The sequence below is a fragment of the Microbulbifer maximicatervae (SeqCode) genome (assembly GCF_052467325.1).
In genome coordinates this window covers 1,618,709-1,643,823 of sequence record NZ_CP174310.1, presented here as the reverse complement: position 1 = coordinate 1,643,823, position 25,115 = coordinate 1,618,709, and the positions used below count along the sequence as shown (strand labels likewise).

At 49.4% G+C, this 25,115-nt stretch carries 24 protein-coding genes; 15 read left to right on the top strand and 9 right to left on the bottom strand.

Annotated elements, in window-relative coordinates; translation table 11 throughout:
* Window positions 1-4: 4 nt before the first annotated feature.
* From ACJJIE_RS07480 to ACJJIE_RS07470, 3 genes are all read right to left on the bottom strand, one after another.
* On the bottom strand, window positions 5-1,171 hold the full coding sequence (locus ACJJIE_RS07480) for an acyl-CoA dehydrogenase family protein (RefSeq protein WP_413665474.1): 1,167 nt from the start codon (window positions 1,169-1,171) through the stop codon (window positions 5-7).
* 81 nt (window positions 1,172-1,252) lie between these two features.
* The gene (locus ACJJIE_RS07475) at window positions 1,253-2,860 is read right to left on the bottom strand and encodes an acyl-CoA carboxylase subunit beta (protein ID WP_444894138.1); all 1,608 of its coding nucleotides are present in this window, start codon (window positions 2,858-2,860) and stop codon (window positions 1,253-1,255) included.
* Entirely contained in the window at window positions 2,860-3,753 is an 894-nt protein-coding gene (locus tag ACJJIE_RS07470) for an SDR family oxidoreductase (protein ID WP_444894137.1), read from the bottom strand. Before ACJJIE_RS07470 ends, ACJJIE_RS07475 begins: the two co-directional genes overlap by 1 nt.
* Window positions 3,754-3,955: 202 nt before the next feature.
* Between ACJJIE_RS07470 and ACJJIE_RS07465 the strand changes: the two genes are divergently transcribed.
* On the top strand, window positions 3,956-4,600 hold the full coding sequence (locus tag ACJJIE_RS07465) for a TetR/AcrR family transcriptional regulator (protein ID WP_444894136.1): 645 nt from the start codon (window positions 3,956-3,958) through the stop codon (window positions 4,598-4,600).
* Window positions 4,601-4,783: 183 nt separating this feature from the next.
* Window positions 4,784-7,327, top strand: coding sequence for a hypothetical protein (locus ACJJIE_RS07460; protein ID WP_444894135.1), 2,544 nt, complete (start codon window positions 4,784-4,786; stop codon window positions 7,325-7,327).
* Here the strand turns inward: ACJJIE_RS07460 and yciH are convergent.
* Entirely contained in the window at window positions 7,324-7,647 is a 324-nt protein-coding gene (gene yciH / locus ACJJIE_RS07455; protein ID WP_282933173.1) for a stress response translation initiation inhibitor YciH, read from the bottom strand. The two genes, ACJJIE_RS07460 and yciH, sit on opposite strands and share 4 nt — an antisense overlap.
* 166 nt (window positions 7,648-7,813) lie before the next feature.
* Between yciH and ACJJIE_RS07450 the strand changes: the two genes are divergently transcribed.
* Complete coding sequence (locus ACJJIE_RS07450) at window positions 7,814-8,647, top strand: ion transporter (RefSeq protein WP_413665480.1); 834 nt, start codon at window positions 7,814-7,816, stop codon at window positions 8,645-8,647.
* A 63-nt stretch (window positions 8,648-8,710) separates the two neighbouring features.
* On the opposite strand, the gene ACJJIE_RS07445 is transcribed toward ACJJIE_RS07450, so the two are convergent.
* Window positions 8,711-9,175 carry a PaaI family thioesterase gene (locus ACJJIE_RS07445; protein ID WP_444894134.1) on the bottom strand — a complete coding sequence of 155 codons (465 nt, stop codon included), beginning with the start codon at window positions 9,173-9,175 and terminating at the stop codon, window positions 8,711-8,713.
* 110 nt (window positions 9,176-9,285) lie between these two features.
* Between ACJJIE_RS07445 and ACJJIE_RS07440 the strand changes: the two genes are divergently transcribed.
* The 10 genes from ACJJIE_RS07440 to gad all read left to right on the top strand — a co-directional run bounded on the left by ACJJIE_RS07440 (window position 9,286) and on the right by gad (window position 19,177).
* The gene (locus ACJJIE_RS07440) at window positions 9,286-10,428 is read left to right on the top strand and encodes a serine hydrolase domain-containing protein (RefSeq protein WP_444894133.1); all 1,143 of its coding nucleotides are present in this window, start codon (window positions 9,286-9,288) and stop codon (window positions 10,426-10,428) included.
* Window positions 10,428-10,655 carry a SlyX family protein gene (locus tag ACJJIE_RS07435; RefSeq protein WP_444894132.1) on the top strand — a complete coding sequence of 76 codons (228 nt, stop codon included), beginning with the start codon at window positions 10,428-10,430 and terminating at the stop codon, window positions 10,653-10,655. Before ACJJIE_RS07440 ends, ACJJIE_RS07435 begins: the two co-directional genes overlap by 1 nt.
* Before the next feature lie 615 nt (window positions 10,656-11,270).
* Entirely contained in the window at window positions 11,271-11,918 is a 648-nt protein-coding gene (locus ACJJIE_RS07430) for a YiaD family glycine zipper/OmpA-like lipoprotein (RefSeq protein ID WP_282933168.1), read from the top strand.
* A 224-nt stretch (window positions 11,919-12,142) separates the two neighbouring features.
* The gene (locus ACJJIE_RS07425; protein ID WP_444894131.1) at window positions 12,143-13,228 is read left to right on the top strand and encodes a PQQ-dependent sugar dehydrogenase; all 1,086 of its coding nucleotides are present in this window, start codon (window positions 12,143-12,145) and stop codon (window positions 13,226-13,228) included.
* A 201-nt stretch (window positions 13,229-13,429) separates the two neighbouring features.
* Window positions 13,430-13,882, top strand: coding sequence for a netrin-like domain-containing protein (locus tag ACJJIE_RS07420; RefSeq protein ID WP_282933166.1), 453 nt, complete (start codon window positions 13,430-13,432; stop codon window positions 13,880-13,882).
* A 309-nt stretch (window positions 13,883-14,191) separates the two neighbouring features.
* Window positions 14,192-14,758 (top strand): hypothetical protein, encoded by a 567-nt coding sequence (locus ACJJIE_RS07415; RefSeq protein WP_444894130.1) that lies wholly within the window; start codon window positions 14,192-14,194, stop codon window positions 14,756-14,758.
* A gap of 81 nt (window positions 14,759-14,839) precedes the next feature.
* A complete protein-coding gene (locus tag ACJJIE_RS07410; protein WP_444894129.1) occupies window positions 14,840-15,208 on the top strand; it encodes a SpoIIAA family protein in 369 nt (122 codons plus the stop codon).
* 36 nt (window positions 15,209-15,244) lie between these two features.
* A complete protein-coding gene (locus ACJJIE_RS07405; protein WP_444894128.1) occupies window positions 15,245-16,048 on the top strand; it encodes a class I SAM-dependent methyltransferase in 804 nt (267 codons plus the stop codon).
* 220 nt (window positions 16,049-16,268) lie between these two features.
* Window positions 16,269-17,789: an amino acid permease gene (locus tag ACJJIE_RS07400; protein WP_444894127.1), complete on the top strand. Its 1,521-nt coding sequence runs from the start codon at window positions 16,269-16,271 to the stop codon at window positions 17,787-17,789.
* Window positions 17,790-17,803: 14 nt separating this feature from the next.
* Window positions 17,804-19,177, top strand: coding sequence for a glutamate decarboxylase (gene gad / locus ACJJIE_RS07395; protein ID WP_444894126.1), 1,374 nt, complete (start codon window positions 17,804-17,806; stop codon window positions 19,175-19,177).
* A 53-nt stretch (window positions 19,178-19,230) separates the two neighbouring features.
* Here the strand turns inward: gad and ACJJIE_RS07390 are convergent, their stop codons facing one another.
* Together ACJJIE_RS07390 and ACJJIE_RS07385 are read right to left on the bottom strand one after the other, a co-directional pair.
* A complete protein-coding gene (locus ACJJIE_RS07390) occupies window positions 19,231-20,799 on the bottom strand; it encodes a multicopper oxidase family protein (protein ID WP_444894125.1) in 1,569 nt (522 codons plus the stop codon).
* Between the two features lie 129 nt (window positions 20,800-20,928).
* Window positions 20,929-21,615: an alpha/beta fold hydrolase gene (locus ACJJIE_RS07385; protein WP_444894124.1), complete on the bottom strand. Its 687-nt coding sequence runs from the start codon at window positions 21,613-21,615 to the stop codon at window positions 20,929-20,931.
* 354 nt (window positions 21,616-21,969) lie between these two features.
* On the opposite strand from ACJJIE_RS07385, the gene ACJJIE_RS07380 reads away from it, so the two are divergent.
* Complete coding sequence (locus ACJJIE_RS07380) at window positions 21,970-22,719, top strand: sporulation protein (protein ID WP_444894123.1); 750 nt, start codon at window positions 21,970-21,972, stop codon at window positions 22,717-22,719.
* Window positions 22,720-23,351: 632 nt separating this feature from the next.
* On the opposite strand, the gene ACJJIE_RS07375 is transcribed toward ACJJIE_RS07380, so the two are convergent.
* Entirely contained in the window at window positions 23,352-23,711 is a 360-nt protein-coding gene (locus tag ACJJIE_RS07375; protein WP_282933156.1) for a winged helix-turn-helix transcriptional regulator, read from the bottom strand.
* 110 nt (window positions 23,712-23,821) lie between these two features.
* Here ACJJIE_RS07375 and ACJJIE_RS07370 point away from each other — a divergent pair, with 110 nt between their 5' ends.
* Window positions 23,822-24,232 (top strand): GFA family protein, encoded by a 411-nt coding sequence (locus ACJJIE_RS07370; RefSeq protein WP_444894122.1) that lies wholly within the window; start codon window positions 23,822-23,824, stop codon window positions 24,230-24,232.
* Between the two features lie 413 nt (window positions 24,233-24,645).
* Here ACJJIE_RS07370 and ACJJIE_RS07365 read toward each other — a convergent pair whose 3' ends face one another.
* Window positions 24,646-24,882: a winged helix-turn-helix transcriptional regulator gene (locus tag ACJJIE_RS07365; RefSeq protein ID WP_353057041.1), complete on the bottom strand. Its 237-nt coding sequence runs from the start codon at window positions 24,880-24,882 to the stop codon at window positions 24,646-24,648.
* Window positions 24,883-25,115 lie beyond the last annotated feature (233 nt).

Below are 25,115 nucleotides of genomic sequence, written 5' to 3'. Positions count from 1 at the left end.
GACCTCACGCGGTGGGTTTGCGTTTGCTGGGCAGTATGCCCATCAGCTTACAGATAATGCCGAGCATTACTTCATCTGCACCGCCGCCGATAGCGGTTAGACGGCTATCCCGGTAAGCGCGGTTGATTACAGTCTCCTCGATATAGCCCATGCCACCCCAGAACTGCAGGCACTGATCGGGAATAGAGCGGGACAGGCGACCAGCCTTGAGCTTGGCCATTGAAGCAAGGGTAGTGACATCTTCACCTGCCACATAAGCTTCCACCGCGCGCCAGGTTAGAGAGCGCAGGCATTCCACTTCGGTCTGCATTTCTGCGAGGGCAAAGTGGATAGTTTGATTGTCGATCAATGGCGCTTTAAAGGCATGGCGTTCGCGCACATAGTCGATGGTGCTGGTTACACAGTGCTCCAGGCCTTTTAAGTTCAGCGCGGCGCCGGCGAGGCGTTCTTCCTGGAACTGAAGCATCTGCAATAGGAATCCGGCACCTTCATCGCCGATACGGAAATGTTTGGGCACCCGTACATTGTCAAAAAAGATGGGAGCGGTTTCCGATGAGCGCATGCCTAATTTGTCGAGTTTTTCGCCGATGCGTACACCAGGCGTTTTCGCCGGAATAATGACCAGGGACTTGTTGCTATGGGCTTTGCCCTCACTGGTATTGACCAGGGTGCAGAAAAAATCGGCGCAGGGGGCGTTGGTGATCCACATCTTGCTGCCGTTAATCACATAGTCGTCGCCATCGCTCTTGGCGGTGGTCTTAATCGAAGCAACATCGGAACCGGCGCCGGGTTCGGAAACGGCAATTGCACCGATCATCTCGCCACTCACAGCGGGAATCAGGAACTGCTCTTTCAAATCCTGGCTGCCAAAATTAGCCAGAGCCGGGGTGCACATGGAGGTTTGCACTGAAATTGACAGAGGTACGCCGCCACAGTGAGCGCTGCCCAGCTCTTCCAGGAAAACGGTTTCGTAACTGAAGTCGAGGCCCAGACCACCGAAGTCCGTGGACTTGCTGATGCCCAGCAGGCCCAGGTTGGCCAGTTGTTGGAAAATTTCGTGGATAGGAAAGCGGCCGGCCTTTTCCCATTCCGCCACATTGGGATTGATTTCCTGCTGTACAAAGTTTTGTACGGTGCGCTGCAGTTCCCGGTGTTGATCGCTAAATATCATTATTGTTTTCCCTGCCTTGAAGTGTGAACCCGGTGATTGTGTTAATGGGCAACCGCACTTCCTTGTTGCCCCGGTTTTTCATTAGAACCTAGCTACGCCAAAGGTATTTTTATTGAGTTTTCTCTGCTCGGCCTCATTGCAAATTTCTAGCAACATGCCTAAAAGTTTGCGTGTATCGCGGGGATCGATAATGCCGTCATCCCAGAGGCGTGCACTGCAGGCGAGAGCATCGGAATTGCCATGCATAAATGCGCTGGTGTCATTTTCCAATTTGTCCAATACCGTCTCATCCACATTGCCACTGCGTTGCATTTTTTGCTCGGTGACGATGCGCATTACCTTGCCGGCCTGGGCTGCACCCATAACTGCGGTGCGGGAATTGGGCCAGGCAAAAATAAAGCGGGGATCGAATCCGCGACCGCACATGGCGTAGTTGCCGGCCCCGTAGGAACCGCCCACGACAATACTGAGTTTTGGTACGCTGGCATTGGCCACGGCCTGAATCATTTTGGCCCCGTGCTTGATGATGCCGTTGCGCTCCACCTCGGTACCCACCATAAAGCCGGTGGTGTTATGTAAAAACAGCAGTGGCGTGCCACTCTGTTCGCACAACTGAATAAATTGCGCGGCCTTGTTAGCCCCCTTGGGGGTGATCGGGCCGTTATTCCCAATAATTCCTACAGGAAAGCCTTCAATACGAATATGGCCACATACGGTTTGTCGATCAAATTCCGGCTTGAAATCCAGCATGGCAGAGCCGTCGGCGACACGAGCGAGAATTTCGCGCACGTCGTAGGGCTTTTTGCTGTCTGCTGGAATCAGGCCGAGCAGGTCGTCGATAGGATGCAATGGGTCTCGGTAGTCTTTTTGTACTGAGCTTTTAATGGGTGAGGGGAGGGCGGCAATAATTTCCCTCGCTATGCGGATACCATCGGCGTCGTTCTCAGCTAAGTAATCGCCACTGCCGGATTCGGTACAGTGCATTTCCGCTCCGCCGAGGCTTTCCGCATCGGCAATTTCACCGGTGGCTGCTTTCAGTAGCGGCGGCCCAGCAAGATACATACCGGTTTGCCCGCGTACCATGACCACATAATCTGATAGGCCTGGCTGGTAAGCACCGCCGGCAGTAGCGCCGCCATGTACCACGGTTACTTGCGGAATACCGGCAGCGGACATTCGAGCCTGGTTAGCAAACCCCCGCCCGCCGGGAGCGAAAGTGTCGCTGGCATACATCAGGTTGGCACCACCACTTTGTGCCAGGGCGACAATCGGCAAATGATTCTCCAGAGCGATCCTCTGCATTCGCAGGGCTTTATCCATCCCGGCTGGTGAGATGGTGCCACCTTTTACGGCATAGTTATCCACCCGAACCATGCAACGTTGTCCGCTGACCTGGCCAATGCCACAAATGGCTCCGCCACCCGCACCGGTACCATCCTGGTCGTCAAAAAGTTTATAGCCAGCAAGGGAGCACAACTCTACAAAAGGCGCGCCGGGGTCGAGCAATAAATTAAGGCGCTCCCTTGGCAGCAGCCAGCCCCTGTCACGATAGCGCGCAGCCTTACTTTTCTCTGCCTGTACCGGACGTTGCTCAGCTTCACGAAAATGGTTGATCTGTTCCAGCATGGCAGCTTGGTTGTCATTGAACTCTGCCGAGCGGTTGTCGAGCTGGGAATCAATCGGCTGCATTAGAGCTTGCCCTCCGCTTCCAATTCTTCCACTACCTGCGGCCGGCGTTTGCGATGGAATCCGTTGAAGCGTTTAGAGTTACGAGCCGCCTGTGGCTGCCAAAGGGGAGAGTGATGTTTGAGACTCGAGCCACCATCGATACGCAGCGTTTGTCCGGTGATATAGCTGGCGGCATCGGAAAGCAGGAAGCACACGGCCCCACTAATTTCCGCTTCCTCTCCCAATCGATAGAGGGGAATACTGTCTCGGAAGCCCGGTAATAGCTCGCGCAGGAATTTGGGGTCGTAAGTATCAAAGCCGCTGGAGAGAATATAGCCTGGCGCCACGGCGTTGACTCGAACCCCAAAAGGCGCCCACTCTAATGCGGAGGTTTCGGTAATATTTTCCATGCCTGCTCGAGCGGCACCGGAATGCCCCATCATTGGCATACCGCCGGCGTTATCTGCGGTGATATTTACGATACTGCCGCCGTGTTGTTTCATAGATTGAACAAAAACTTCTCGGGACATTAAAAAGCCACCGAGCAGGTTGCTGCGTACAACAGCATCGAACCCTTTTGTGTTGATCTGCTCAAGGGGTGAGGGGAACTGGCCACCGGCATTGTTCACTAATCCGTGAATTTGGCCCCGGGCCTGGACTATTTGCCCCACTGTCTCCTGCACCCCTTCTTCATCGCGGATGTCCAGGCTGAATAAGCTGCACTCGCCAGCATCGTTGTTGATCTCGCCGGCAACCCTTTCCAGCTTGTCCAGTTTGCGCCCGATCAATACTACATGGGCGCCGAGGCTGGCCAGTTCGTGGGCGATGCAGCGTCCAATACCGCTGCCGCCGCCGGTGACGATATAGGTTTGCTCGCTAAAGCTGCCGGAGCGCAGCTGGCTTTGATAGCGCATGAAAGTTTCCTTTTTTACGGCCTTACGGCTTATTCAGTTTTTTTTGTTCTTGTCGGCGCTTGCGCCTGCGTGTGGGAAAACGCAGAATAGCTTAACGCTACCAAGCAAGCGCTTGGTATTCAACACTTGGCGCCTATTTGATTAAAAATTCTCAGGGCCGTTAAGATGCTTGACTCAAATTGATCAATACGGGGAGTGGTTCGTGATTGAAAGTGGGCAGGGTTTCGTGGAAGTTCCCGAAGAGTTATCGCCTCAGCAGCTGGTAGGTGCTTTGGTGGCAGAGGGAGTGCTAACAGATCCTGAATCTGCCCGTGGACGTTTGCTGAATGCTGCAGCGCGGTTGTTTGAGCAAAAAGGGTTCGCCCGGACAACAGTGCGGGATCTCGCTGCGGAAGTGGGTATTTTGTCTGGCAGTATTTTTCATCATTTTTCCAGTAAGGAGCAGATTCTCTGTGAAGTAATGCGGGAGGTGACGATATTTGCCGGTGCGCGAATGCGAACCGCAGCGGAACAGAGTCGAACACCGCAAGAGAGGCTTCAGGCCTGTATTCAGTGTGAATTAGAGGCTATTCATGGGTTGGCAGTACCGGGTTTTTCTATCCTGGTGGTGGAATGGAGAAGCCTATCCGAAGAGAGTCAGCAGGAGGTTTTGCGCCTAAGGGAGGAATATGAGCAGATATGGCTGGACGCTATTGAGGCCGCCGAGTGTCCCGGTGGTGATCCCGCTCTGGTAAGGCGTTTGCTGGTTGGTGCCTTGAGTCACACATACAGTTGGTATAAGCCGAGAGATAAGGGGTTGTCTATTCCAGATCTGGCGGCGCGTGTTCTAGCGATATTCACTCCCTGATTTCTTCCTAAATTGGCAAAGCGTGCCAGAAAAACTGTGAACTTTGCCTTCTTTCCTGCCATTTTTGTTTTTGAACTGGCTTGGTGAGAACTGGTGCGCAACTGATTTTCTCTGAATCTTTTACTCTCCGCGCAAGATGTAATAAATGTGACAATTTGCGTCACTTGGTGACAGGAGAGGGAGATGGCGGGCCAGGATTTGTACCAGGTGGTTTCCACGGGAAGGACACTTCACGCCAAAGAACCGGGTCCGGTTATCCGGGATGTGGCGAAGTTGTTCTCCATCCCGGAGCCCCAGGCACGCAGGCTGCTACTAAAAGGCTGGGTAATTAAAGATCGGTTGGTTTCTGACCAGGCGCTGGAGTTTCGCACCAGTCTGCAGAAAATTGGCCTGCGAGTGGAGGTTTGTCCGGCGGGACGGTTTGATAACCGCGAGCTGATTGCAAAGATAAAAGTCGCCCAGCGGCGCAAGGCCCAGGTCAATGCTGCATCGGTGGATGCGCCGGATAAGCCGCGCGCTGGTACTGACCCTTTTGTTCCTATTTGCCAGAAAACTCTCGAAGCAGACAAGCCCCAGAAAGTCGCTTCATGCACTCCTGCCGCAGGCAATCCAGCAATAAAGCCGGAAGGCTCCCAGGGTTCGGTTGAGTGGTATTTATCTGATACTAGTCGATTACAGGCTGACAGTGTCACCAGTCAGGGAAAGGCAGTTTGGGGGTTGGTCAAAGCAGTAATCGTGCCTTCAATATTCTGGTTGGTACTGTTCGCTTGTGTTGTCTCCAGTGGATATGTCCTATGGCAAATCCCTATGGCTGTTTGGCAGGGAGAACTTACTTGGGTGGGGGTGTCGCTGAGTATTTTAACCGTACTTCTCGCCCTGCTTGTTGGTCTGCTGTTTGTCTGGCCATTTTTCTGCTTATCCTCCCGTTTGCGAGAATCATCGGAGCCCCGTCAGCTGTTGCCCTCTGAAGGTAAGGAGGCCTTGAAGTTAATTAATTTGTTGGTCGATAAGTTAGGGCTGCCAAAGATCAGCCAGGTCTTTGTAAGTGCAGACTCCCATATTCTGTCCCAGCCGGGATTTCTCCAGGTTTTTAGGCAGAATTTACCACTTACGGTAGGGCTTGCCAGCGTCGCCTCATTGGACGGAAAGGAGGTCCTGGCACTCGTGGGCCGGGGGCTCGCCTTTTATCGCGGCCGTTTGCTCGGCGCACTTGGTTGGTTGACTTACGGCACCGTGCAGCGATTGGAACTGATGCAGTGGGCTTTTGAAAATGAGCGCAGTGTTGTTAGCCCGGATAATGCTCCGGGAGCATTGGCTGCGCCATTTCACCGTATGCTAGTGACAGGTGGATATATTTTGCTCCCTATTTTGCAGCGCCTGGAGGCACTGCATTGCCGCTTAACCGCAGGCAGTGCCGTAATGCTACAGGAGAGGGCTGACGGTGTTGCGGCGCAGATAATAGGTAGTGATGCGTTGGCAGACTTCGCCTGGAAGTGGCACCGGTTAGTGCACGCAGATCTCTTAGTGACAGAAATTAATCGCGAAGCTCAGGCGCTGGGACGCAGTTGTGCAAATATTCCCGATGCCGTCCGTTGGATGCAGGAGAACCTGGATGTTGATACCTGCGATGTGGTTGAGGCTGCTATGACGCAGGCCAGGGACCCCTGGGATATTCAGCAGGCGATCGACAGTGAATGTGTAACGGTATTGATTGAGCGGGAATTTGTGGGGCAGGTTAGATCTGCGATACCCCTGCAATCCATGTTTGTGGACTTTGCCGGGCTGGCAACCGCTGTGACATCTGAAGTTGCAGGCAAAGACTGTGAGATGGTCGAAAACCGACTTTTACTGAGTTCAAGTAAGGAGTCAGAGGAGTCTGCTGAGGTACTGGACGAGTATTTCAATCGCCTGGCGCCCTTGACCCTGATGCCTCTGCGCAGGCCATCCTCTGCGGAAATGCAGGCGCTGGATCTGCAGGGCACTATCGATTGGCTGCGCAGTAAACTGGTGGAGTTGCGTGATTTGCGTGGACGCCGGGAGGACTTGCAGATCAGGGTTTTTACAATGCAGCTGGGAGCGGCGCTGATACGCGGCAAAATCCCTTTTACCGCTGAAGACTTTTGCTTGAAGGGGGCCAGCCTTGCAGGAGCTCAAGAGCAGATCGCTGTTAAGCGCGCTGAACTGGAGGAGTCACACAAGCAATTACAGCAGATTTATGGTGTTTTCTATCAGCGCCTGTGTCTATCCCTGGTAACTATGCCTACGGATCAGCGCCAGACAGCCAGGAACCAGCTGCGCCATTTGGCCGCCTACGATAGCTTGGCACCACATCTGGATCGGCTCGCTGGTTATAGCCACTCGCTGGCAATATTTGCCCAGCACCTATCACCAGAGTTGAATGAAAGGGAACTGCTGCAAAAATATACGGCGCTGTCTTTGCGAGAGATGGATGCCATAGTAGCGGCAGTGGAGAGTTCGGCTCTATTAAAAGAGCAAGGCGTGGCGGCGGCAATAAATTTGAAAGCTCAGGGGGAGCCTTTCAGGCAGCTGCCACAAGGGCGACAGGAAGTGCTGGATTCTCTGCAGGTTATGGAATCGCGTTGCAAACACATTCGCGCTGCGATTCTGGAGCACTATCATATCCAGCTAGCCGCCTTGCTGAGTCAGTGTTTGGAGCGGGAAAAGCAGTTGCAGTTAAAGCCACTGCGACTGCTTAAGGCCGGCTAACCGCCGGCCAGTTTTACCGTGTGGTTGCGAGATTCCAGGAATGTTTTGATCTCAGTACGCTTGTCACCCTGAATCTCAATCACCCCATCTTTGAGAGCGCCACCGCAGCCACAGCGCTTCTTGAGCTCTGCCAGGAGCAGCTTGAGTTCGCTGTCAGTGCCTGGCAGCCCGCGCACGCAAGTCACCCCTTTTCCTTTGCGGCCCTTGGTTTCCCTTTGGATTCGAACTATGCCATCTCCATCACGGCGCTTCTCTGTCTTGGATTCCTCTTTAATTCGACCGAGGTCAGTTGAATAGACGAGACGATTCTCCTTAGCCATGGCTGGGAATACTCCGTTGGTATTTGCTGAAAATGCCGGGAATTGTGCCCGAGGTGCGCAGGATGTTAAAGCCGCTGTAACCGATGTTGAAAATGGGGCGACCCCTGGGGCTTGAGAGGTTAGAATTTTGCCGCAATATGAAACAGCAGCGTAGTTGAGGTGATAGATGGCGTTGACGGGACGTCGCAAACTGCTCAATGAGGTAATTTTCGGAACCGAGACCCGGGCAGGGCGGAATTTTGATGTTTTTTTGATCTGGGCGATCCTGATCAGCGTGGGTTTGGTGCTCCTGACCTCCATAGGTACGGTGCGCGACCGCTATGAGCACTTACTCATCGGCCTGGAATGGGTATTTACTGGCCTCTTCACCATTGAATATATCGCCCGGATATATTGCACGGTGAATCGCCGCAAATATATTTTCAGTTTCTATGGGATTGTGGACCTGCTCGCAATTCTCCCCAGTTACTTGGCGCTTCTCTATACTGGCGCCACCTATCTTTTGGTGATTCGCCTGTTGCGGGTGCTGCGGATCTTCCGAATCCTGAAGCTGGTTCGCTACTTACGTGATGCCAACGTCTTGTTGCGAGCCCTCGGGCTGGCCCGGCGCAAAATCCTGGTCTTTTACTCCAGTGTTTTGGTTATGTGCATTATTTTTGGTTCCCTGATGTTTGTGGTGGAGGGGCCAGGCCACGGATTTACCAGTATTCCCACGAGTGTTTATTGGGCCATTGTGACCATCACAACCGTTGGTTATGGCGATATCTCTCCGCAAACGCCTTTGGGGCAGGGCATTGCTGCAATGACCATGCTGATTGGTTACTCAATTATTGCAGTGCCTACCGGCATTCTAACGGCGGAATTGGCTGGAGAAATGCATCGGGAGCGAGTGCAACAGCGCTGTGATAACTGCAGCCGTAGTGCCCATGACCCAGATGCGGAATACTGCAAATTCTGTGGCCATCGCCTGGAGGATATGGAAGAGAGCGAAGCGCTGTAAGTTATTCGCACTTTGTCACTGCCGGCCAAAACAGGGCCGGCAGCCATTTATCAGCTTATGGTTTTACCATTCATCAGGGACGCGAACTGCTATGACTTCTGCCTTGGCGCAGAGGCGTCCATTACTGGTGAGATTGCAGTGCAGAACAGTTTTCTTGGAGGAGCGCTGAACAATAGTGGCTTCGAGAATGACCGGTTTATCGATGGCAGCCGGTGCCAGATAGCTAATATCCAGTTTGCCGGTGGCATACCAGATCTTGTCACCAGTGCCGACAGCTCGTCCGGCTTGCAGGTAACCATCGGCGATGGCTGTGCATACGGTATGGCAGTCGATAACCGTAGCGATAATTCCACCGTTTAAATATTGTGCAGGCCCAGCGTTGTGATGGGAGCTGGGAAGGAACTCGCAGCGGGTTTGATCCTTCTCGGTCCAGTAGCTTTTAATACGCAGGCCCTGGTCATTGTCTGGGCCACAACCGAAGCAGTGGTTGCCCTGGATCTGATCTTGAATGGCGCTTTCCTGATTCATATTTATCCCTCACTATAAGCGCGCCATACTACCGATTTGCGCCGCAGAGTGGAAGAAACTACCCTTGCGGGCTTGCAATAGAGTTACCCGAATTATCTGGACGTAAATACATGGAAATATACGGCTTTTGTGCCCCTGGTTTAGAGGCTCTTTACGATGCTTTTGCCAGAAATTTTCGCGAGTGCGGCGATACAGGAGCGGCCTTTGCCGTGCGCCAGCATGGAGAATTAATCTGTTCCTTATGGGCGGGAAGTGCGGATCGGGGTGCAGAGAGGCCATTTACTGAAGACACATTGGCCAATGTCTTCTCATCTTCCAAAGGCGTTCTTGCAGTTTTGGCGATGCAGCAAGTTGCCGCAGGCAAACTGGATTTGGATCGCCCGGTAGCGGATTACTGGCCTGAATTTGCCCCAGGCAAAGAAGCTGTCACCGCACGCCAATTGCTGTGCCACCGCAGCGGACTTGTCGCTTTCCGTGAGCGGGTAAAAGACAGTTTGATTTACGATTGGCAGGCCGCTTGCGACCAGGTGGCTGGGAGCGAGCCTTGGTGGAAGCCCGGAAGTGCACAGGGTTACGCCCCATTTTTATACGGCTGGAGCGTGGGTGGATTAATTGAAAGGGTTGCCGAAAAACCCTTGTTGGAACTTTATCGGGAATTTCTAGCCAAACCCCTCAATCTTGATGGGGGCTTTGGGGCAAACGGACACCTCTCGCAGAGAATTGCCGATGTCAGCCCGCTGAAACAACCCTTACCAGAGCTTCGGGAAAATGCCATTGGCCGCGCCATAAAAGAAGACCGCAAAGGGCCTGTTGCGATGGCATTTAGCAACCCGGTGAGCTTGATGATGGGTACCAATAGCTCCGAGTGGCGCGGTGCTTTAATTCCTGCAGCCAATGGCCACTTCAGTGCGAGAGACCTGGCAGCGGTTTACGGTGAACTCACCTGTGACGAGCCGACTATTTTGCCCAAGCGGTTGATAGATGAAGCGGCAAAGGAGCAGAGTCATGGCCGCGATAAAGTATTGCAGGCTGAGGTGAGTTTTGGTTGTGGTTTTATTCGCAGCAGTTCCGCTGCGGACTTGCGCTTTGGGGGTAGCCAGGGCTTTGGACATCCGGGAGCGGGTGGTAGTGTCGGCTTTGCTGATCCGGAAAGAGGGCTGGGCTTCGGATACGTGACAACTCGTTTGGGGCAGAGCTTATTTATGGATCGTCGAGCGGTCGGTCTGGTAGATGTTCTTTACGGGTTGTTGTGATGACTGAAGAAATAAAGGCTCTGGTAGAGCGGGTCGATGAACTGGAGAGCCGTTTGGCTTTCCAGGAAGACACTATAAGCCAATTAAATGATGTGATTGCTCGTCAGGATACGGATATTCGCACTCTACTCGCACATATGCGCGAGTTGGGCGAAAAGTATCGGACGATTGCTTTTGAGATGCAGGGGGCCGGCAAGCCGCTGGATGAAAAACCTCCGCATTACTAATTCAGTGGTTACAAAAGGTTTTTATAGAAGTCCACAGGGGCTGGCATGAAAATCTTTTTTGTTACTAAGTGACAGACATAGAGGTATTCGCTGCCTCTTGGTGGCGACTTTAAAAACAAAAGCGTCTAAAAAAATTGCCTCAGTGGAGCGTGAGGCTATTGACAAACTTTTCCACATACGCTGTTGGTAAAATTTGCTCTCAAATAAGAAGATATCCACCGCTATTTGACGTCAAAGCAGATTTCTAACTTGTTGTTTTTAAAAGGAAAATTGAAGAGTTTAAAAAATGTGCAAAACGCTGTAGGCGAGAGTTTACGCCGGCTGGCGCCATGGATAGCTTATTAGTGCACAGTTTTATCCACAGATTTTGTGGAAGACCGGGAAGCTGATCACTTCTTGCTCGCTACTTTGTCCGTCATTGGTACGTAGTTATGAATAGTTAGTACGTAATGGGGACTAGTCAGTAGAACTGACAATAAATTCGCTTTAGTCTATGGAAAATTTCATTGGGTTGGTTCAGCCGCCAGTCAGATAGTGTGTTGAACAATACAGAGATTGCACAAGACATGTGTAGCTCAATACCCGTTACTTAAAAATGCGTTAGGAGAGCCAATAATGAAATATTGGGTAGCAGCCCTGGCACTGGGTTCGATGGTTGGTTGTTCCACATTGGACCCTTACACAGGTGAAAGTAAGACCAGTAATGCCGCCAAGGGGGCTGGAATTGGAGCTGTAACTGGAGCGATCGTTGGTGTCGCTACTGCCAGTAAGAAAGACCGTGGTAAGGGAGCCTTGACAGGTGCCCTGGGTGGCGCGGCGATCGGTGGTGGCATTGGTTACTATATGGATCGTCAGGAAATGTTGCTGCGTCAGCGCCTGGAAGGTACCGGCGTACGCGTTGAGCGTGAAGGTGATAATATTCGCCTGATCATGCCGGGTAACATTACCTTCGGTACTAACCGCGCGGATATTCGTACAGACTTCTATGACACCTTGGAATCGGTCACTGTTGTATTGCAGGAGTTCGATAAAACTGCAATTCGAGTCAGCGGCCATACCGATAGCACTGGTTCAGATGTTTACAATCAGAGCTTGAGTGAGCAGCGTGCTAACTCTGTAGCCAGCTTCTTCAGCGGTCAGGGCGTGTCTTCAGGTCGTGTTCAAGCTGTAGGCTACGGTGAGCGCTATCCTATTGCCAGCAATGACTCTGAAGCTGGGCGCCAGGCCAATCGCAGAGTTGAGCTGGAATTGTTGCCACTGTAAGTACTAGTGATACAGCCAGAGGGCTGTGTACAGCGAGGCCCTGGACAATAATGTCCTGGGTCTCGAGTCTACTCTAACCTCTAGAATCCCTTCTGTTTTGCCTCCTCGGAAAACTTTTTACCGCTCATCGTATCCAGCCTGTATTTCAACTCCTTTTCTTGCGCTAAATTAGTCAAGTTCTATGTCGAGAGTTAAGATGTTCTTTTTTCTGTCGGCTAATAAGAATGAAAAAGATATTGTTCGCCACTTTGCTGTTTGCCTCTGCGGTACAAGCAGAAATAACCCTGGATCAATTGCAAGTACCTGAGGGGTTTGAACTCAGCTATTTTGCCGAAGATGTTGAAACGGCTCGACAACTGGCTCGCTCTGAGTCGGGGACAGTTTTTTCCGGCTCTTTTCGAGCAAAGAAAGTCTACGCCTTAAGAGATACAGACAATGATGGCGCGGCAGATAAGCGCTGGGTCCTGATGGAAAACCTAAAGGCTCCTACAGGTATAGCCTTCAAGGATGGCGACTTATATGTGGCTGATGTCGATAAAATTATTCGCTTTCCCCAGGTAGAGCGTAATCTGGATCAACCAAAGTCAGAAGTTGTTTACGATCAATTTCCGACGGATAGGCATCATGGTTGGAAGTTCTTACGCTTTGATCGTGAAGGGCAATTAATTGTGCCTGTGGGCGCACCCTGCAATATCTGTGATGCCAATGAAAACTATTCAAAGATATTTTCCCTGGATTTGTCCTCTAAAAAAACAAAAATTATTGCCAACGGGGTGAGGAATTCAGTTGGTTTTGACTTTCATCCACAAACCAATGAATTGTGGTTTACCGATAATGGCCGGGACATGATGGGGGACGATATCCCGCCCTGCGAAATCAATAAGGTGAGTTTTTGGGGAGAGCATTTTGGCTATCCCTATTTTCATGGAGATGATATTGCAGACCCGGAATTTGGGCTGGGTAAGAACGCTGCTGACTACTCTAAACCCGTGTTAAACCTTGGTGCCCATGTAGCGCCATTGGGAATCCACTTTTATCGCAGCGAACAATATCCCAAGGATTATCGGCACAATCTGTTGGTTGCTGAGCATGGGTCCTGGAATCGGAGCGAAAAATCTGGCTACCGAGTGATGTTGGCGACTGTCGAGAATAGTGAGATAACGAAGTATGAGCCGCTGATTACCGGCTTTATGCAGGAGGAAACCACATATGGTCGTCCGGTTGCATTTTTGGAAATGCCAGATGGAAGCGTCCTGATTTCCGATGATTTTGCGCATAAAATCTATCGTTTATCCTATACGGGTATATGAGCAGTAAATGTAAAGGTTGCCTGGGCTGCCAGCTTGGTGGCCCGCTCAGTTGGCCACTTCCTCTCAGATCAATCCATGCCAATTTTTCTGTCGAATAGTTTTCTCTTCGAAGTTATGACAAAACAGTAAGCCGATCTTGATGGCTTGTGCTATTTCTACTGCGATAAGAATACAAGTAAGGAGAGGGTGGTGGCGGAAAAAATGTCTTTCGAATTATTCCCCCGAATTGTGGGCGGTATATTCTTTTTTCTAATGAGTGGCCTGGTGCATACGACTGAAGATATCGCTGCGGCATCTACTACTCACTTGGAGTTGCGATTTGCCCAGGCTGAGATTGTTGCACAAGTAGAAGTGATTGATGTCCACCGGGATGTGGATAGCGCACTGTCTGAAGATGGAGTTACAGCTATATCCGGCTATATCTATTCAGCAGTGCCAAGCCAGGTATGGAAAGGGCCTATGGGTGGAGAGATAACCTTCCGCCTTGGGTTTGAATCCTGTGATATAAAGTTGGAGCAGGGTGAAAACTATCTGATCTTCGCTAATTTGGATAGCTATGGAAGGTTACACCTGAAGAGCTGTGAAGCGGTTATTGCTGAGTCAGATGCCACCGCGATACTTGCCCAACTTAATGAGTTTATAAAACAGGGCTAATAAGTTGTTTTCTTGTCGACCTGTTAGAACTAATGGTTTTAACTGAATCTTTCTTTACAGCAATCCAAACTGCTACGAAGTAGATCTCTCCCTTGAAGAACCCCAAAGGCGGGTTATTCTTATCAGTATTGGCGCGACCTTCTTTTACAGGCGCTGCATCTCATTAAGTTGCGCACCGTTGTAAACAGGCTGGAGTGTCAGGGTTTGGGATTGTTATCGAGAGAGTACACCGACCAGCACTGTGTAACCGGCTCGATTTTAATGATTAATGTCTTCTTTTGAGTTTGCCTGGGGTCGAGAGGTCCAGATATGAAGAAGTTACTGATTCCCCTGATCATTTTATTACTGATCATCGGTTATTTTATGTCGCGCAGCGGCGAGCATAAGGCTAAAGAAGCCTATAACTCGATGGAGCAGGAGCAGAAGAGTGAACAGATGAGGGGATCCTCTACTCCCTCTAGTGGAGGAAGTAGCGGTGGCTCAATGGCCCCAGCAGATACCTCGGATTCCCCGGATGGTATGGGCAATCCCGATTCCCAAATGCCCCAGGACTCTGACTCAACCGATCCCGCTCCTCCGGGGTCTTCAGATAACGGGGGCTCACCTGACGCTACTATGTCTGGGTCAGACAATATGGGTGCAGATGGCAACATGAGCCCGGATGCTAATGATTCTAGCTCCATGCCAGACGCGAGCAATAATTCGGGCAGCGACCTAAATCAGCAAGCGGATAAGGTCGTAGAAGATGCTACAAAGGAAGCCAATGATGCTGTAGAGGGCGCGACCAACGATATGGATGCCTCCGCCGACGGCACTGAAACAGATACAGAGGCAGAAACCGGTCAGGATGAGGGGATGGAAAGTAACGATAACTGACCAATAGTAATGACTCAGCTGCATCGAGCTAAGCGAAAAGCAGGGCCGCACAGAAGTGTGGCCCTGTCGCATTCTCAAAATATGATTGAGCATGCCTGGCATCAGGGTGATCGAATACTCGAGGTTAGGCCAGTTGGGAAGTTAACCGTTGAGGACTTCCAGTTGCTAGCCGCGCAAATTGATCCGATCATCAGCAAGCGGGGACGTATAGAGGGGTTACTGGTCAATGCGGGAGACTTCGCTGGTTGGGAGAGCTTCGTCGCAATGATCTCTCATTTCCGCTTTAATCGAGAGCACCAACAACATATCCGGCGAATCGCTGTGGTAACCGATAACCCCATTCTTCGTTTTATGCCTACGCTTGCCTGTCACTTCATCAGCGCTGAGGTGCGCCCCTTTCCCGAAGTGGAGTTGACTCAAGCCCTGGAATGGTTGCAAAAACCGGGTTAGCATCGCCTCCCTTTTTAACTGTTACCGGGAGGGCAGGTGAGTCCATCGTTGGCTATTGTCGCTGCGGCGCCAGAATATATTTCCGCTGCTGAAGAACTATCCGCTCAGCTAGACTATCCCTTCCTTGGAGTTACTTCTCCCGTTGATGTGGTCGACTTTCCACAGGTCTTGTGTCTTGGGGAGCAGTTGCAGCTATGTGCGACCGGGCGCAAAGCGGCGGGGCCAGTATGGGTGGATTTTGTTGCTGGAACACTTGCTCATCGCCGCAAGTATGGCGGCGGTAAAGCCCAGCCAGTAGCAAAAGCTGTTGGTCTGCGTTCTGGCTTCCATCCCAAAGTCCTCGATGCCACCGCTGGTTTGGGTAGAGATGCTTTTGTTCTGGCGGCGCTGGGATGTGAGGTGCAGATGCTGGAGCGCAACCCGGTTGTTTTCCAATTGCTGAAAGATGGAATACGCCGGCTGCGACAGGCGTCTATCGGGGATGCTGAGTTGGCTGCAATTTCTGAGCGAATGAGCTTGGTGGATTGCTGTACGGCGGCGTCAGAGTGGCTCGCGCTGCAATCGGAGGAATCCATCCCTGTTATTTATCTGGATCCGATGTTCCCTGCGCGGGGGAAAGCTGCCAAGGTCAAAAAGGAAATGGCTGCCTTCCATCATTTGGTTGGGACTGATGAGGATGCGGATAGCTTATTGAGCCCTGCCTTGGCGGCCTGCTACTACCGCACAGTAGTTAAGCGCCCTAAGCTTGCCCCCTATTTGGCTGATATGAAGCCCAACCTTTCCTTGGAGGGGAAATCCGGCCGCTTCGATATCTACACCAAACATGGGGTTCCAGGTTAACTGCCGCATACCGGTGTCGTAGCCGATTTCTCACTGGGTGAAAGATGGTGTGGGCACCGACTTGCTATGAATTTTATATTTCCATAAGCCCCTTGCTAAAAGGGCGGCTTATGCCTTGGCAGAGGCACCTCTGTTATCCCATCTATCCCGCAGACTCCCACGATAGGCTTTGCTTCTTTGTACTGCCGCAAAAATATTGCACTCCAGGGAGGTCCCATCAGTGCGACCAAAAGGGAGCAGTGCATCGAGCACCCCGGATATTGCCAACAGAAAGATGTTTTCTGTGGCTGCTCTCGGGCTCCTAACTGCCGCAACGGTCGTTACCAGCTTGCGCACCCTGCCGATGATGGCGCAAGAAGAACTGACGATGTTTTTCTATATCGGCTTTGCGGCATTGTTGTTCCTGATTCCTGCAGGACTTGTGTCGGCAGAACTTGGCAGCGCCTTTTCAGAGCGCACTGGGGGTGTCTATACCTGGGTTGGTGAGGCCTTCACCCCGAAGGTGGGTTTTGTCGCTATATGGTTGCAATGGATCGAGTGCATTGTTTGGTATCCCACGGAGTTGGGTTTTGCCGCTGCGGCGGTGGCTTATGCGGTGGGCGATAATACCATCGCCCAGAATACCTACTATATCGGTGGGTTTTGCATCCTTGCCTATTTGCTAGCGACCCTGATTGCTCTTACCGGAACCCGCTTTCTGGTAAAAGTGGCACAGTTTGGGTTTCTGGTGGGTATCATATTTCCCTGCTTGATTTTGATTGTCCTGGCTGTTTGGTGGGTGGTGAGTGGTAATCCTATTGGCTGGGAGACCTTGACCGACCCGGAAGTAGCAGTGCGTCGGGATGGTTATGATCACCCACGCTGGTTTCCCCATATTAACGGTTTGGGGGCTATTGCTTTTCTCGGGGGTATTTTACTTGCCTTTGCTGGGGTGGAAGCACAGGCCACGCATGTGTCGGAACTACGTGATACCCGTCGAGGATATCCAGCTGTAATTGCCATCGCCGCCGTTATTTCCATCCTGGTGTTCACCCTCGGCGCTCTCTCTATTGCTGCAATTTTGCCCTATAAAGAGATATCTGTAGAAACTGGCTTATTTACAGCTTACGAAAGAGCTTTTGGGCAGCTACTTGGGATTCAATGGCCCGTGCAAGCACTTTCCTGGCTAATTGGCTATGGTGCACTAAGTGGTGCCTTGGCATGGTTGGCTGGCCCCAGTCGAGGGCTACTGGCTACGGCCCAGGATGGGATGTTGCCGCCCTGGTTTCAGCGAGAAAACCGGGTGGGTGTACAAAAAAATATTCTCCTCGCACAGTTTGTAGTGGTAGCAGCAATCTCGTCCATTTACATCTTAATGGATAATGTATCTACAGCTTTTGTTTTAATTTCAGTGATGGCTATTAGCTTATACATCATTATGTACATAATGATGTTTGCTGCGGTTATTCGATTGCGGATCACGCAACCAGACTTACCCAGAAGTTTTCGTATCCCGGGAGGGCTGCCAGGGGTTTGTATTGTTGCCGGAATAGGCTTAATTTCCGTTGTTTTTGCCTTGGTAGTTTCATTTTTCCCGCCAGAACAGCTCACGATAAAAAATCCTGTAACTTATGTTGCTCTCAACCTGGGTGGAATTGCTATAGCGATCACCGTTCCCTTGTTAATTTTCTATTTTCACAATCCCTCCTGGCGGGGGGAGGGTGGCCATCAACAGCAGTCATTTTCTGATATTGATGAATGAGCCGGAGGTAGGTAGTGAAAGAGCAATCTCCATTTGACAGGTTCTTTGACGAATACAATGAAGATATTCCAGAAAAGCATTTTCCCCGGTGTAGTATTTCAGCAGAGGCTGCCGAGGCTATTGTAACCAGTGAAACCTGGGCTGACGCAAAGCCTGCGATGAACTTATCTTCGTTTGTCACAACTTTTACTGAGTCAGAAGCATTTGAGGTCGCTAAGAAACATTATCTGAAGAACTATATTGATCACGACATGTATCCACAGCTGTTCGCGATGGAAGCGCGAATGGTTGGCTGGTTACACAACCTTTGGAATGGACCTGAGGGAGTAGAGCCATACGGCGCAGCAACCATAGGCTCGTCAGAGGCCTGCATGTTGGCTGGTTTGGCGCACAAGTGGAATTGGCGTAAGAAGAGGCAGCAAACCGGCAAAGACGGCTCAAAACCTAACCTGGTTACCGGAGCCAATGTGCAGATTGTTTGGGAAAAATTTATGCGGTACTTCGATGTGGAGCCGCGCATAGCACCGTTAAAGCCTGGTCATTACCGCTTTACCAGTAAACACCTGGATGAATTGGTCGATGAGAATACCATCGCTGTTGTTGCTATCGCCGGGCAAACCTTTACCGGTGAGGATGATGCATTTAGGGCGATTCAAAACTGGTTGGATAAGTATGAAGAGAGAACAGGGCACGATATCCCTATGCATATTGATGGGGCGTCGGGAGGGTTTGTTAATCCATTTCTCTACCCGAACTATAAATGGGATTTTCGCTTGCCAAGAGTGAAATCTATCAATGCTTCCGGGCACAAGTTTGGCTTGGTGCCGCCGGGATTGGGGTGGATAATTTTTCGTGAAAGAGCAGTTTTTGATGAAGACTTGATGTTTTATGTTAATTACCTGGGTGGGGAGATGCCTACAGCCACATTGAACTTCAGCCGAAATGCATCACCGGTTGCCTACCAGTATTACAACTTTATACGTCTAGGCTATGAGGGTTACAGGCAGATTATGCAGCACACCTTGGAAAATGCGCAGACTCTTCGTCAACTTCTGGTGGCCAGTGGGTACTTTGAAATAATGAATAAAACCCAGAGAATCCCGGTTGTTGCCATGACCCTGAATAAAAAATATAAGAATTTTAATGAATATGATATATCCAATAAAGTACGTGAGCGGGGATGGGTTCTTTCTGCCTATTCGATGCCGCCAAACGCTCAGTCTGTAAACTCTCTGAGAATTGTTGTTCGCCCTCATCTCAATCAGAATGCAATCAGTGGTCTTGCAAAGGATATTATCCATGCTTGCGATTGGTTGAGTAAGAATTGTGGTAATGCAACTCCTCCCAAGTTACATGACCCGCAAAAAGTGGCCCCCAGTAAGTGTTAATTCTTACGGGACTTTAACGATCCTTGCATTCAATGACTGGATAGATAAGAGGGCTATTTTGGAATCTCAGAGGCATCTTTGACAACTCTAACATGCTGCATCATGCCCCCATCCTCATGATAAAGTAAGTGGCAATGCAGAGGATACTTTCCGGTAAAATCCTTGAAACGAGTACGGAATTTGACGTGCCCATGGGGCGGTACTTGAAAGGTGTCGCACCAAAGCGGTAGTTTGAGTGTGTGGTGCATGGGGTCTTCTCCAACCACCTCGATAACATAATACGGATTAACATGTATATGGATTGGGTGTGGGAATTCACTCTCATTAACCAAGGTCCACTCCTCTACTGCATCAAGCTCTACGTAATGATTAACCACTTCACATCCTTCGAATGGTGAATGGTCAATACTGACATTCAGCCCGCGATAATATTTTTGGGGGTCATCAAGCGTGTTGGCCTGGAAAGTGAGTCGACGTGTATTGGTGATCTCATCATCTGTAATAGGTTTCAGTAAGTCCACTTTAAAACTGCTGGGGAAGGGTGGGGGTGCACATCGGGCGGGTGGTTTGCTGGGGGCATAGATTGCCGTTCCGATTTCCTCCCCCTGGGCAATAGCGATAACAAAAAGTGGACTGTTGTTATGGTACTTATAATGCGGCATTTGTTGGAACTCAATCGCATTATTGTAAATGTAAAAATGAGCTCCCGGAGTGGCGGCTTCACTGATTTTTAAGAAAAGGGAGGCTCGATTAGCGGGGCCCAGGCTTACTCCGTCTTGTAGGCGGTAGTCATCAGTAGGGTTTCCATCAAACCCGTAGATATACATTTGCGCGAACCAAGGGCAATCGATATCTATAGATGTGCGAGTGGTAGCATTGAGAAGTCTCAGATTGAGAAGCTCACCCACCGTTGCATGAATGATAGGGCAGTATTGTCCGTTAACGGTAATACAGTATTCACTATCTGGGAACTTAGCGACCTGGTGTTGATCCTCTACTTTTCCGTGCTCATCTACGGCAATATTCTGGAAGACAAGAATATGTTCCTTAACTCCCATTGCCTCAAGTTCATCGTCAAATTCATCCCTTACGATTAGGGCACCTGCCATCCCGCTGCCGACTTGTATAGCGACAGAGCCGTGCTTATGGGGGTGGTACCAGTAGAGTCCTGGGGGTTGGTCCTTGGGAATGTCGTATTCGTAGGTATAACTTTCCCCTGGTTTGATCTTCATGCAGACATTGTCGGCCGGAGATTCTGGGGAGACGTGGAGCCCGTGAGTATGTAAGTTGTAGGTATTGAACTCATGGGGGAAGTTTATTGTAGCGGGTGTATTGAGGGGGTCTTCCTCTGGCAGCAGGTTGTTTGTCTGGATAGTAAGGTGGCTATCAGCGCGAATTTCAATGGTAGGGCCTGTCAGTGTGAAACCTGCTTCTTGAGTGATTGATGATGAAAATACACGGGTCCAGGTTGGTGTGTCATGGGTTTTGTAAAAACTGAAAATGTTATTCTTTTCGTACTGTACATCAAGTTTAAGTTCTAATTTTCTATTTTCTTTATCCATTGAGTAAGCGGGCGGATTTTTTATGGGTTCTAGAAAGGAAATATGCTCTCTATTGCTCACTGTCAACTCCGGGGTTTGTGCGGAAAGCGAGATTGGTAGGGGGTAGTTAATGAACGAATAACAGTTTAGATTCTAAGGTAGGATTATTTGTGGATTTGCTTGCCATATAATCGTTAATTGAAAGGCAAGTTAGGGTTGTAGTAATCCTTCTGCAAAATTCATAACTATTCTCGCGACTTTATTGGGGTGTGCTTGAGCAATAAAGTGTCCACCAGGAATATCAATGACATTGAGGTTGATGTATATCGCAGATATATCGGTGACAGCTTTTTTCCTGATAAGTCGATCTCTATCCGGGCGGATATAGATGGCAGGGATTTCCAATTTTTGGGATGGTTTGGAGATAGAGGCGATATTATGAAGCCTTTGCTTTAGTTTGCCTCTGTTGGTATTTAGTAGGGCGTTATAGGTGCTGTCAATGAGTATGTCACTGCCTTTGCCATTGAAACCAAAGAAATTTAGTGTGATTTTGGTTAAAGATGGGCAGTCTATAAGCGAGATTGGAGCTAGTTGTGCTGCCTTGGATAGCAGCGAAGGAGAGGTTATAAAGCTAGCTATAAAGGTAATGCCTAAAATTTTTTCGGGAGCTAAAAGGGATAGCTCATATGCAACGCTTCCTGAATAGGATTCAGCAATAATGTAAGTCTTCTCATTGAGATAGCTCTTGGCGATTGATTGAGCTTGAGTCGGGTAAGTATCTCCTGGAAGTTCAGAAAGGCAGAGGGTTTCACTTGTCCACTGTTTTGGTAGTGCCTTAATTAAATCTGAAAATAGTGCTCCAGTTCCATCGAGTCCTGGTAGTAGTAAAACCCTCAAATCTAAAATTCCTATTTTAGTAGTCTTGCACATTACATATTAACATGAGCTTCTAAAATTTCCTTTTGTTCAGGCTTCTATAACCGAACATCTTATGAAGTGTTCATGCCGGCCAAGTATAGTATGGCAATACCTAAAAATTATATGTTTCGATGATCTGCTAAGAAGCAGATGCCAAAGCTCCACAGGTGAATCGGAAGGAAAGGGGCCCCTTGGGCTACAAACTGGTGTGTTCCAGTAAAAGTTTAGTATCTACGGCTAAAGTTATGGTCGTTTATGCCTACAAAGACCGTGAAGTAGCTCGGAGTTTATGATATGAAGGTTAGCGATAACGAGTGAATTAGGTTTTTGACTATGTCTGTGTTTCAAAAATTGAAAGCATCAATAGGTATCGGTGCTGCAAAAGTAGATACTGTTTTACAGAACCCTGAGCAGGTTCAGGGTGGGGTAATTGAAGGGGCTATCCATATCATTGGGGGGGATGTCGACCAGCAGGTGGATGCTATAAGTTTGAAGCTCTGCACTGAGATCAAGGTGGAGACCGATGAAGGGGTAAGTTATGAGCGTTTTGTATTGAGCGAGATGCATGTACAAGACCCATTTGTTATCGGCGCTGGCGACAGCCAGGAAGTTCCATTCGAGATGGAACTGCATGAAGAGACACCGGTAACAGTTTTGAATGCACGTAAAAATAAAAGTTTCGTGTGGCTGGAAACCTCTCTGGATATTGATTTTGCGCTGGACCCAAAAGATAGGGACCCATTGCAAATTAGGCCCTTGCCAGTCGTGGAAAAAGTGCTCTCTATGATTGAGGAAAGTGGCTTCAAGATGGTAAAAGCAGATGTTGAAAAGGGACATCTGCGCGGAAGAAATTTTGCCTCCCAGTCCGGCTGTTATCAGGAAATAGAATTTAAGAGCAGTGGTTTGTTGACTTCTAAAGAGGTTGAACTCTCCTTTATCGTTGAAGGTGAGCAGGTACACTGCTTGGCAGAAATTGATCGTAGATTCGGACTGCGCGGCGATGAATATCATTCGTTTTCATTAGTGCATGATGCGAGTGATAATGAGGTTGTCGCAGCAGTTCAGTCTATTTTGCCTCTATAGTTGAGCTGATCTACAGAGCCTGGTGGCACTGAGCTGCCGGGCCCTTGAGCTCGATTTGTATAGCCTCCATTATCTCTCTAGTGGGCCCCTTCTAATCTCCAGCTAACGTATTAGAGCGATACCTTAACGTAAATGGCTTCAAGAACTGGCTCCGGGCATGCCAAAGAGTGCCCGCCAGCCCCCTTGAGGAATTGGCTCTGAAGGGGCTAGGTAAGTGGCTTCAGGGGTTGATATCGCAGCTTTGAGAATCCGGCCTTGTCCACTATGTTTATAGTGAATTTAAACCTCCCAGGTTTTGAAAACTGACCCCAGAGCTCATGGTGTAACATGTGAGCCACCTGGAGGGACACTATAAATCGGGGGATTTGCTTTTTGGGAAGCGAAAGTGTTCCAGTTAAAACAGTATACTCTTAAAACAATTGCCGCCAGGTTCGTTAGTGATCCAGGAGGATTTCTTAATGAGATTGGGGGGAGAAACATAACAATCAGAGTCAACATCATGAACCTCTGGTTATTTATGGAAAATACAATTATGCAATTACGAAGTATAAATGCATAAAAGTTGTTGTTATCTCCAAATTGTCTGTCTCGGGTTTGCGGTATTGTTACGCTTCTGGCCCTGAATCAAGGGGTTAGGTTTCCATGAACCACTTCGGGGGAACCCACGAGCCTTCAAAATATGTATTTCCCCATTTGGCGATTGCCTGAAGAATCGGTAAGACATCCTTGCCTTTCTGTGTTAGCAGGTACTTATATCGCTTAGGCTTTGATTGATATTGTTCCCTCACCAACATTCCCTCTGCTTCTAGCATTTTTAATCTTTCTGCTAGTCTATTGGTTGGTATTTTCTCTGGTGAGTCAGCTAGCTCGCTATAGGTCTCTTTACCACACAGTAAGTCTCTTAGAATAACTAATGTCCATTTATCGCCGAATACGTCCAGTCCGTTCACGATAGGGCATCCCGAACGTAAAAATTGATTGTCAGGACTCATGCTCACACTCTTACTGCCAGAAAATGAAATACTAGCCTAGTTACTTGCGAAGTTGAAGTTATTGATTTAGGCTAAGGTTACTTCAACTTCGTAAGTAACAGGGGAAATTTATGTCCAAAATATCTGGAGAATGCCTGTGCGGTTATATTAGTTATTCTTGCTCTGAAGAGCCGGTAATGGCGGGTCATTGCCAATGTACAGATTGTCAGAAAATTAGTGGGGCTGGACACATCGCTAACATTGCTATTCCTCGCGGAAGCTTAACCATTAGTGGCGATCTTGCATTTCATGAGAAGCAGACAGATAGCGGCAATACAGTAAGGAGAGGTTTTTGCCCTCGCTGCGGTTCGCATATTTATGCGGAAAATAGCGGTATGCCGCAGTTTGAATTTATCCGCGCTGGAAGTCTTCATGACCTGGAGCAATTCAACCCGACAATGGTGGTATATGCTGGTAGTGGTGCATCTTGGGACTATATGGACCCGGAATTACAAAAATTTGAAAAAATGCCAGAAATGTGACCTTAACAATCAAAAGTAGGGGATGCAGCGCATAGCTGTTTTTGGGTTAAGGAAACTTCTGAAAATCACATTTCTCTCAATTTATCTCCCTGCAATCCCCATGACTCGCTACTTACGGGCACAAAAAGGTAACTCATAAGGGTGCCCTTAAGAGCAGTGGTTTGGTGATTTCTAAAGAGATTGACCCCTCCTTTACCCTTGATGGTTAGCAGGTGCATTGTTTGACAGAATTATTCGTAGATTTGATTTGCGCGGCGATTAATATTATTCGTTTTCGCTAGCGCATGATGCGAGTGATAATGAGACTGCCCCATCGGTTCAGTCCATTTTGTCGCGATAGTTGGCCTGCATCCAAGAACCCAGCGGCATCTAGGCTGCAAGGCTCTTGGGTTTTGGCTTTTACAGAGTGTCTATTAGGCCTTGAAGGATTCCTCCCAGTTATTAGCCCATTCCCTCAGCGGATCAAGGGTCTCCATTAACGAAACTCCCAGATCTGTCAGTTGATATCCATTCGTACACTTATTAATCAATTTAGCTTCGCTCAACTGTTTGATTCTTGTATTTAGTACCGAAGGGGACATGGCATCACACTGGGCTTGGAGCTCCCTGAAGCTCCGGGCTGTGTTCCTCAGTTCCCACAGTATTCTCATATTTCATTTTCGCCCGAGCAGATCGAATACAGCCATAATGTCTATACCGCTAGTCGAGCCTCTGAACAGTTTTTACATCTTCTAAAGATGAGTTCGCATTAACAGTTTTAAGAGTGAGCACAAAGAGGGAGTGCCATCGCAATAATCCCCATACGTTTTGAGGGGGATACCATAGCCTGGAAGGCAGATGAAGCTCTTCAGGCCGCATGTAACTTGATTAATCTGAAGTATCG

Excerpts from the sequence above, each read along its gene's own strand:
- ACJJIE_RS07480 (WP_413665474.1), bottom strand. The coding sequence starts at position 1,171 with ATGATATTTAGCGATCAACACCGGGAACTGCAGCGCACCGTACAAAAC.
- ACJJIE_RS07475 (WP_444894138.1), bottom strand. The coding sequence starts at position 2,860 with ATGCAGCCGATTGATTCCCAGCTCGACAACCGCTCGGCAGAGTTCAAT.
- ACJJIE_RS07470 (WP_444894137.1), bottom strand. The coding sequence starts at position 3,753 with ATGCGCTATCAAAGCCAGCTGCGCTCCGGCAGCTTTAGCGAGCAAACC.
- ACJJIE_RS07460 (WP_444894135.1), top strand. The coding sequence starts at position 4,784 with ATGGCGGGCCAGGATTTGTACCAGGTGGTTTCCACGGGAAGGACACTT.
- yciH (WP_282933173.1), bottom strand. The coding sequence starts at position 7,647 with ATGGCTAAGGAGAATCGTCTCGTCTATTCAACTGACCTCGGTCGAATT.
- ACJJIE_RS07450 (WP_413665480.1), top strand. The coding sequence starts at position 7,814 with ATGGCGTTGACGGGACGTCGCAAACTGCTCAATGAGGTAATTTTCGGA.
- ACJJIE_RS07445 (WP_444894134.1), bottom strand. The coding sequence starts at position 9,175 with ATGAATCAGGAAAGCGCCATTCAAGATCAGATCCAGGGCAACCACTGC.
- ACJJIE_RS07440 (WP_444894133.1), top strand. The coding sequence starts at position 9,286 with ATGGAAATATACGGCTTTTGTGCCCCTGGTTTAGAGGCTCTTTACGAT.
- ACJJIE_RS07435 (WP_444894132.1), top strand. The coding sequence starts at position 10,428 with ATGACTGAAGAAATAAAGGCTCTGGTAGAGCGGGTCGATGAACTGGAG.
- ACJJIE_RS07430 (WP_282933168.1), top strand. The coding sequence starts at position 11,271 with ATGAAATATTGGGTAGCAGCCCTGGCACTGGGTTCGATGGTTGGTTGT.
- ACJJIE_RS07425 (WP_444894131.1), top strand. The coding sequence starts at position 12,143 with ATGAAAAAGATATTGTTCGCCACTTTGCTGTTTGCCTCTGCGGTACAA.
- ACJJIE_RS07420 (WP_282933166.1), top strand. The coding sequence starts at position 13,430 with ATGTCTTTCGAATTATTCCCCCGAATTGTGGGCGGTATATTCTTTTTT.
- ACJJIE_RS07415 (WP_444894130.1), top strand. The coding sequence starts at position 14,192 with ATGAAGAAGTTACTGATTCCCCTGATCATTTTATTACTGATCATCGGT.
- ACJJIE_RS07410 (WP_444894129.1), top strand. The coding sequence starts at position 14,840 with ATGATTGAGCATGCCTGGCATCAGGGTGATCGAATACTCGAGGTTAGG.
- ACJJIE_RS07380 (WP_444894123.1), top strand. The coding sequence starts at position 21,970 with ATGTCTGTGTTTCAAAAATTGAAAGCATCAATAGGTATCGGTGCTGCA.
- ACJJIE_RS07375 (WP_282933156.1), bottom strand. The coding sequence starts at position 23,711 with ATGAGTCCTGACAATCAATTTTTACGTTCGGGATGCCCTATCGTGAAC.
- ACJJIE_RS07370 (WP_444894122.1), top strand. The coding sequence starts at position 23,822 with ATGTCCAAAATATCTGGAGAATGCCTGTGCGGTTATATTAGTTATTCT.
- ACJJIE_RS07365 (WP_353057041.1), bottom strand. The coding sequence starts at position 24,882 with ATGAGAATACTGTGGGAACTGAGGAACACAGCCCGGAGCTTCAGGGAG.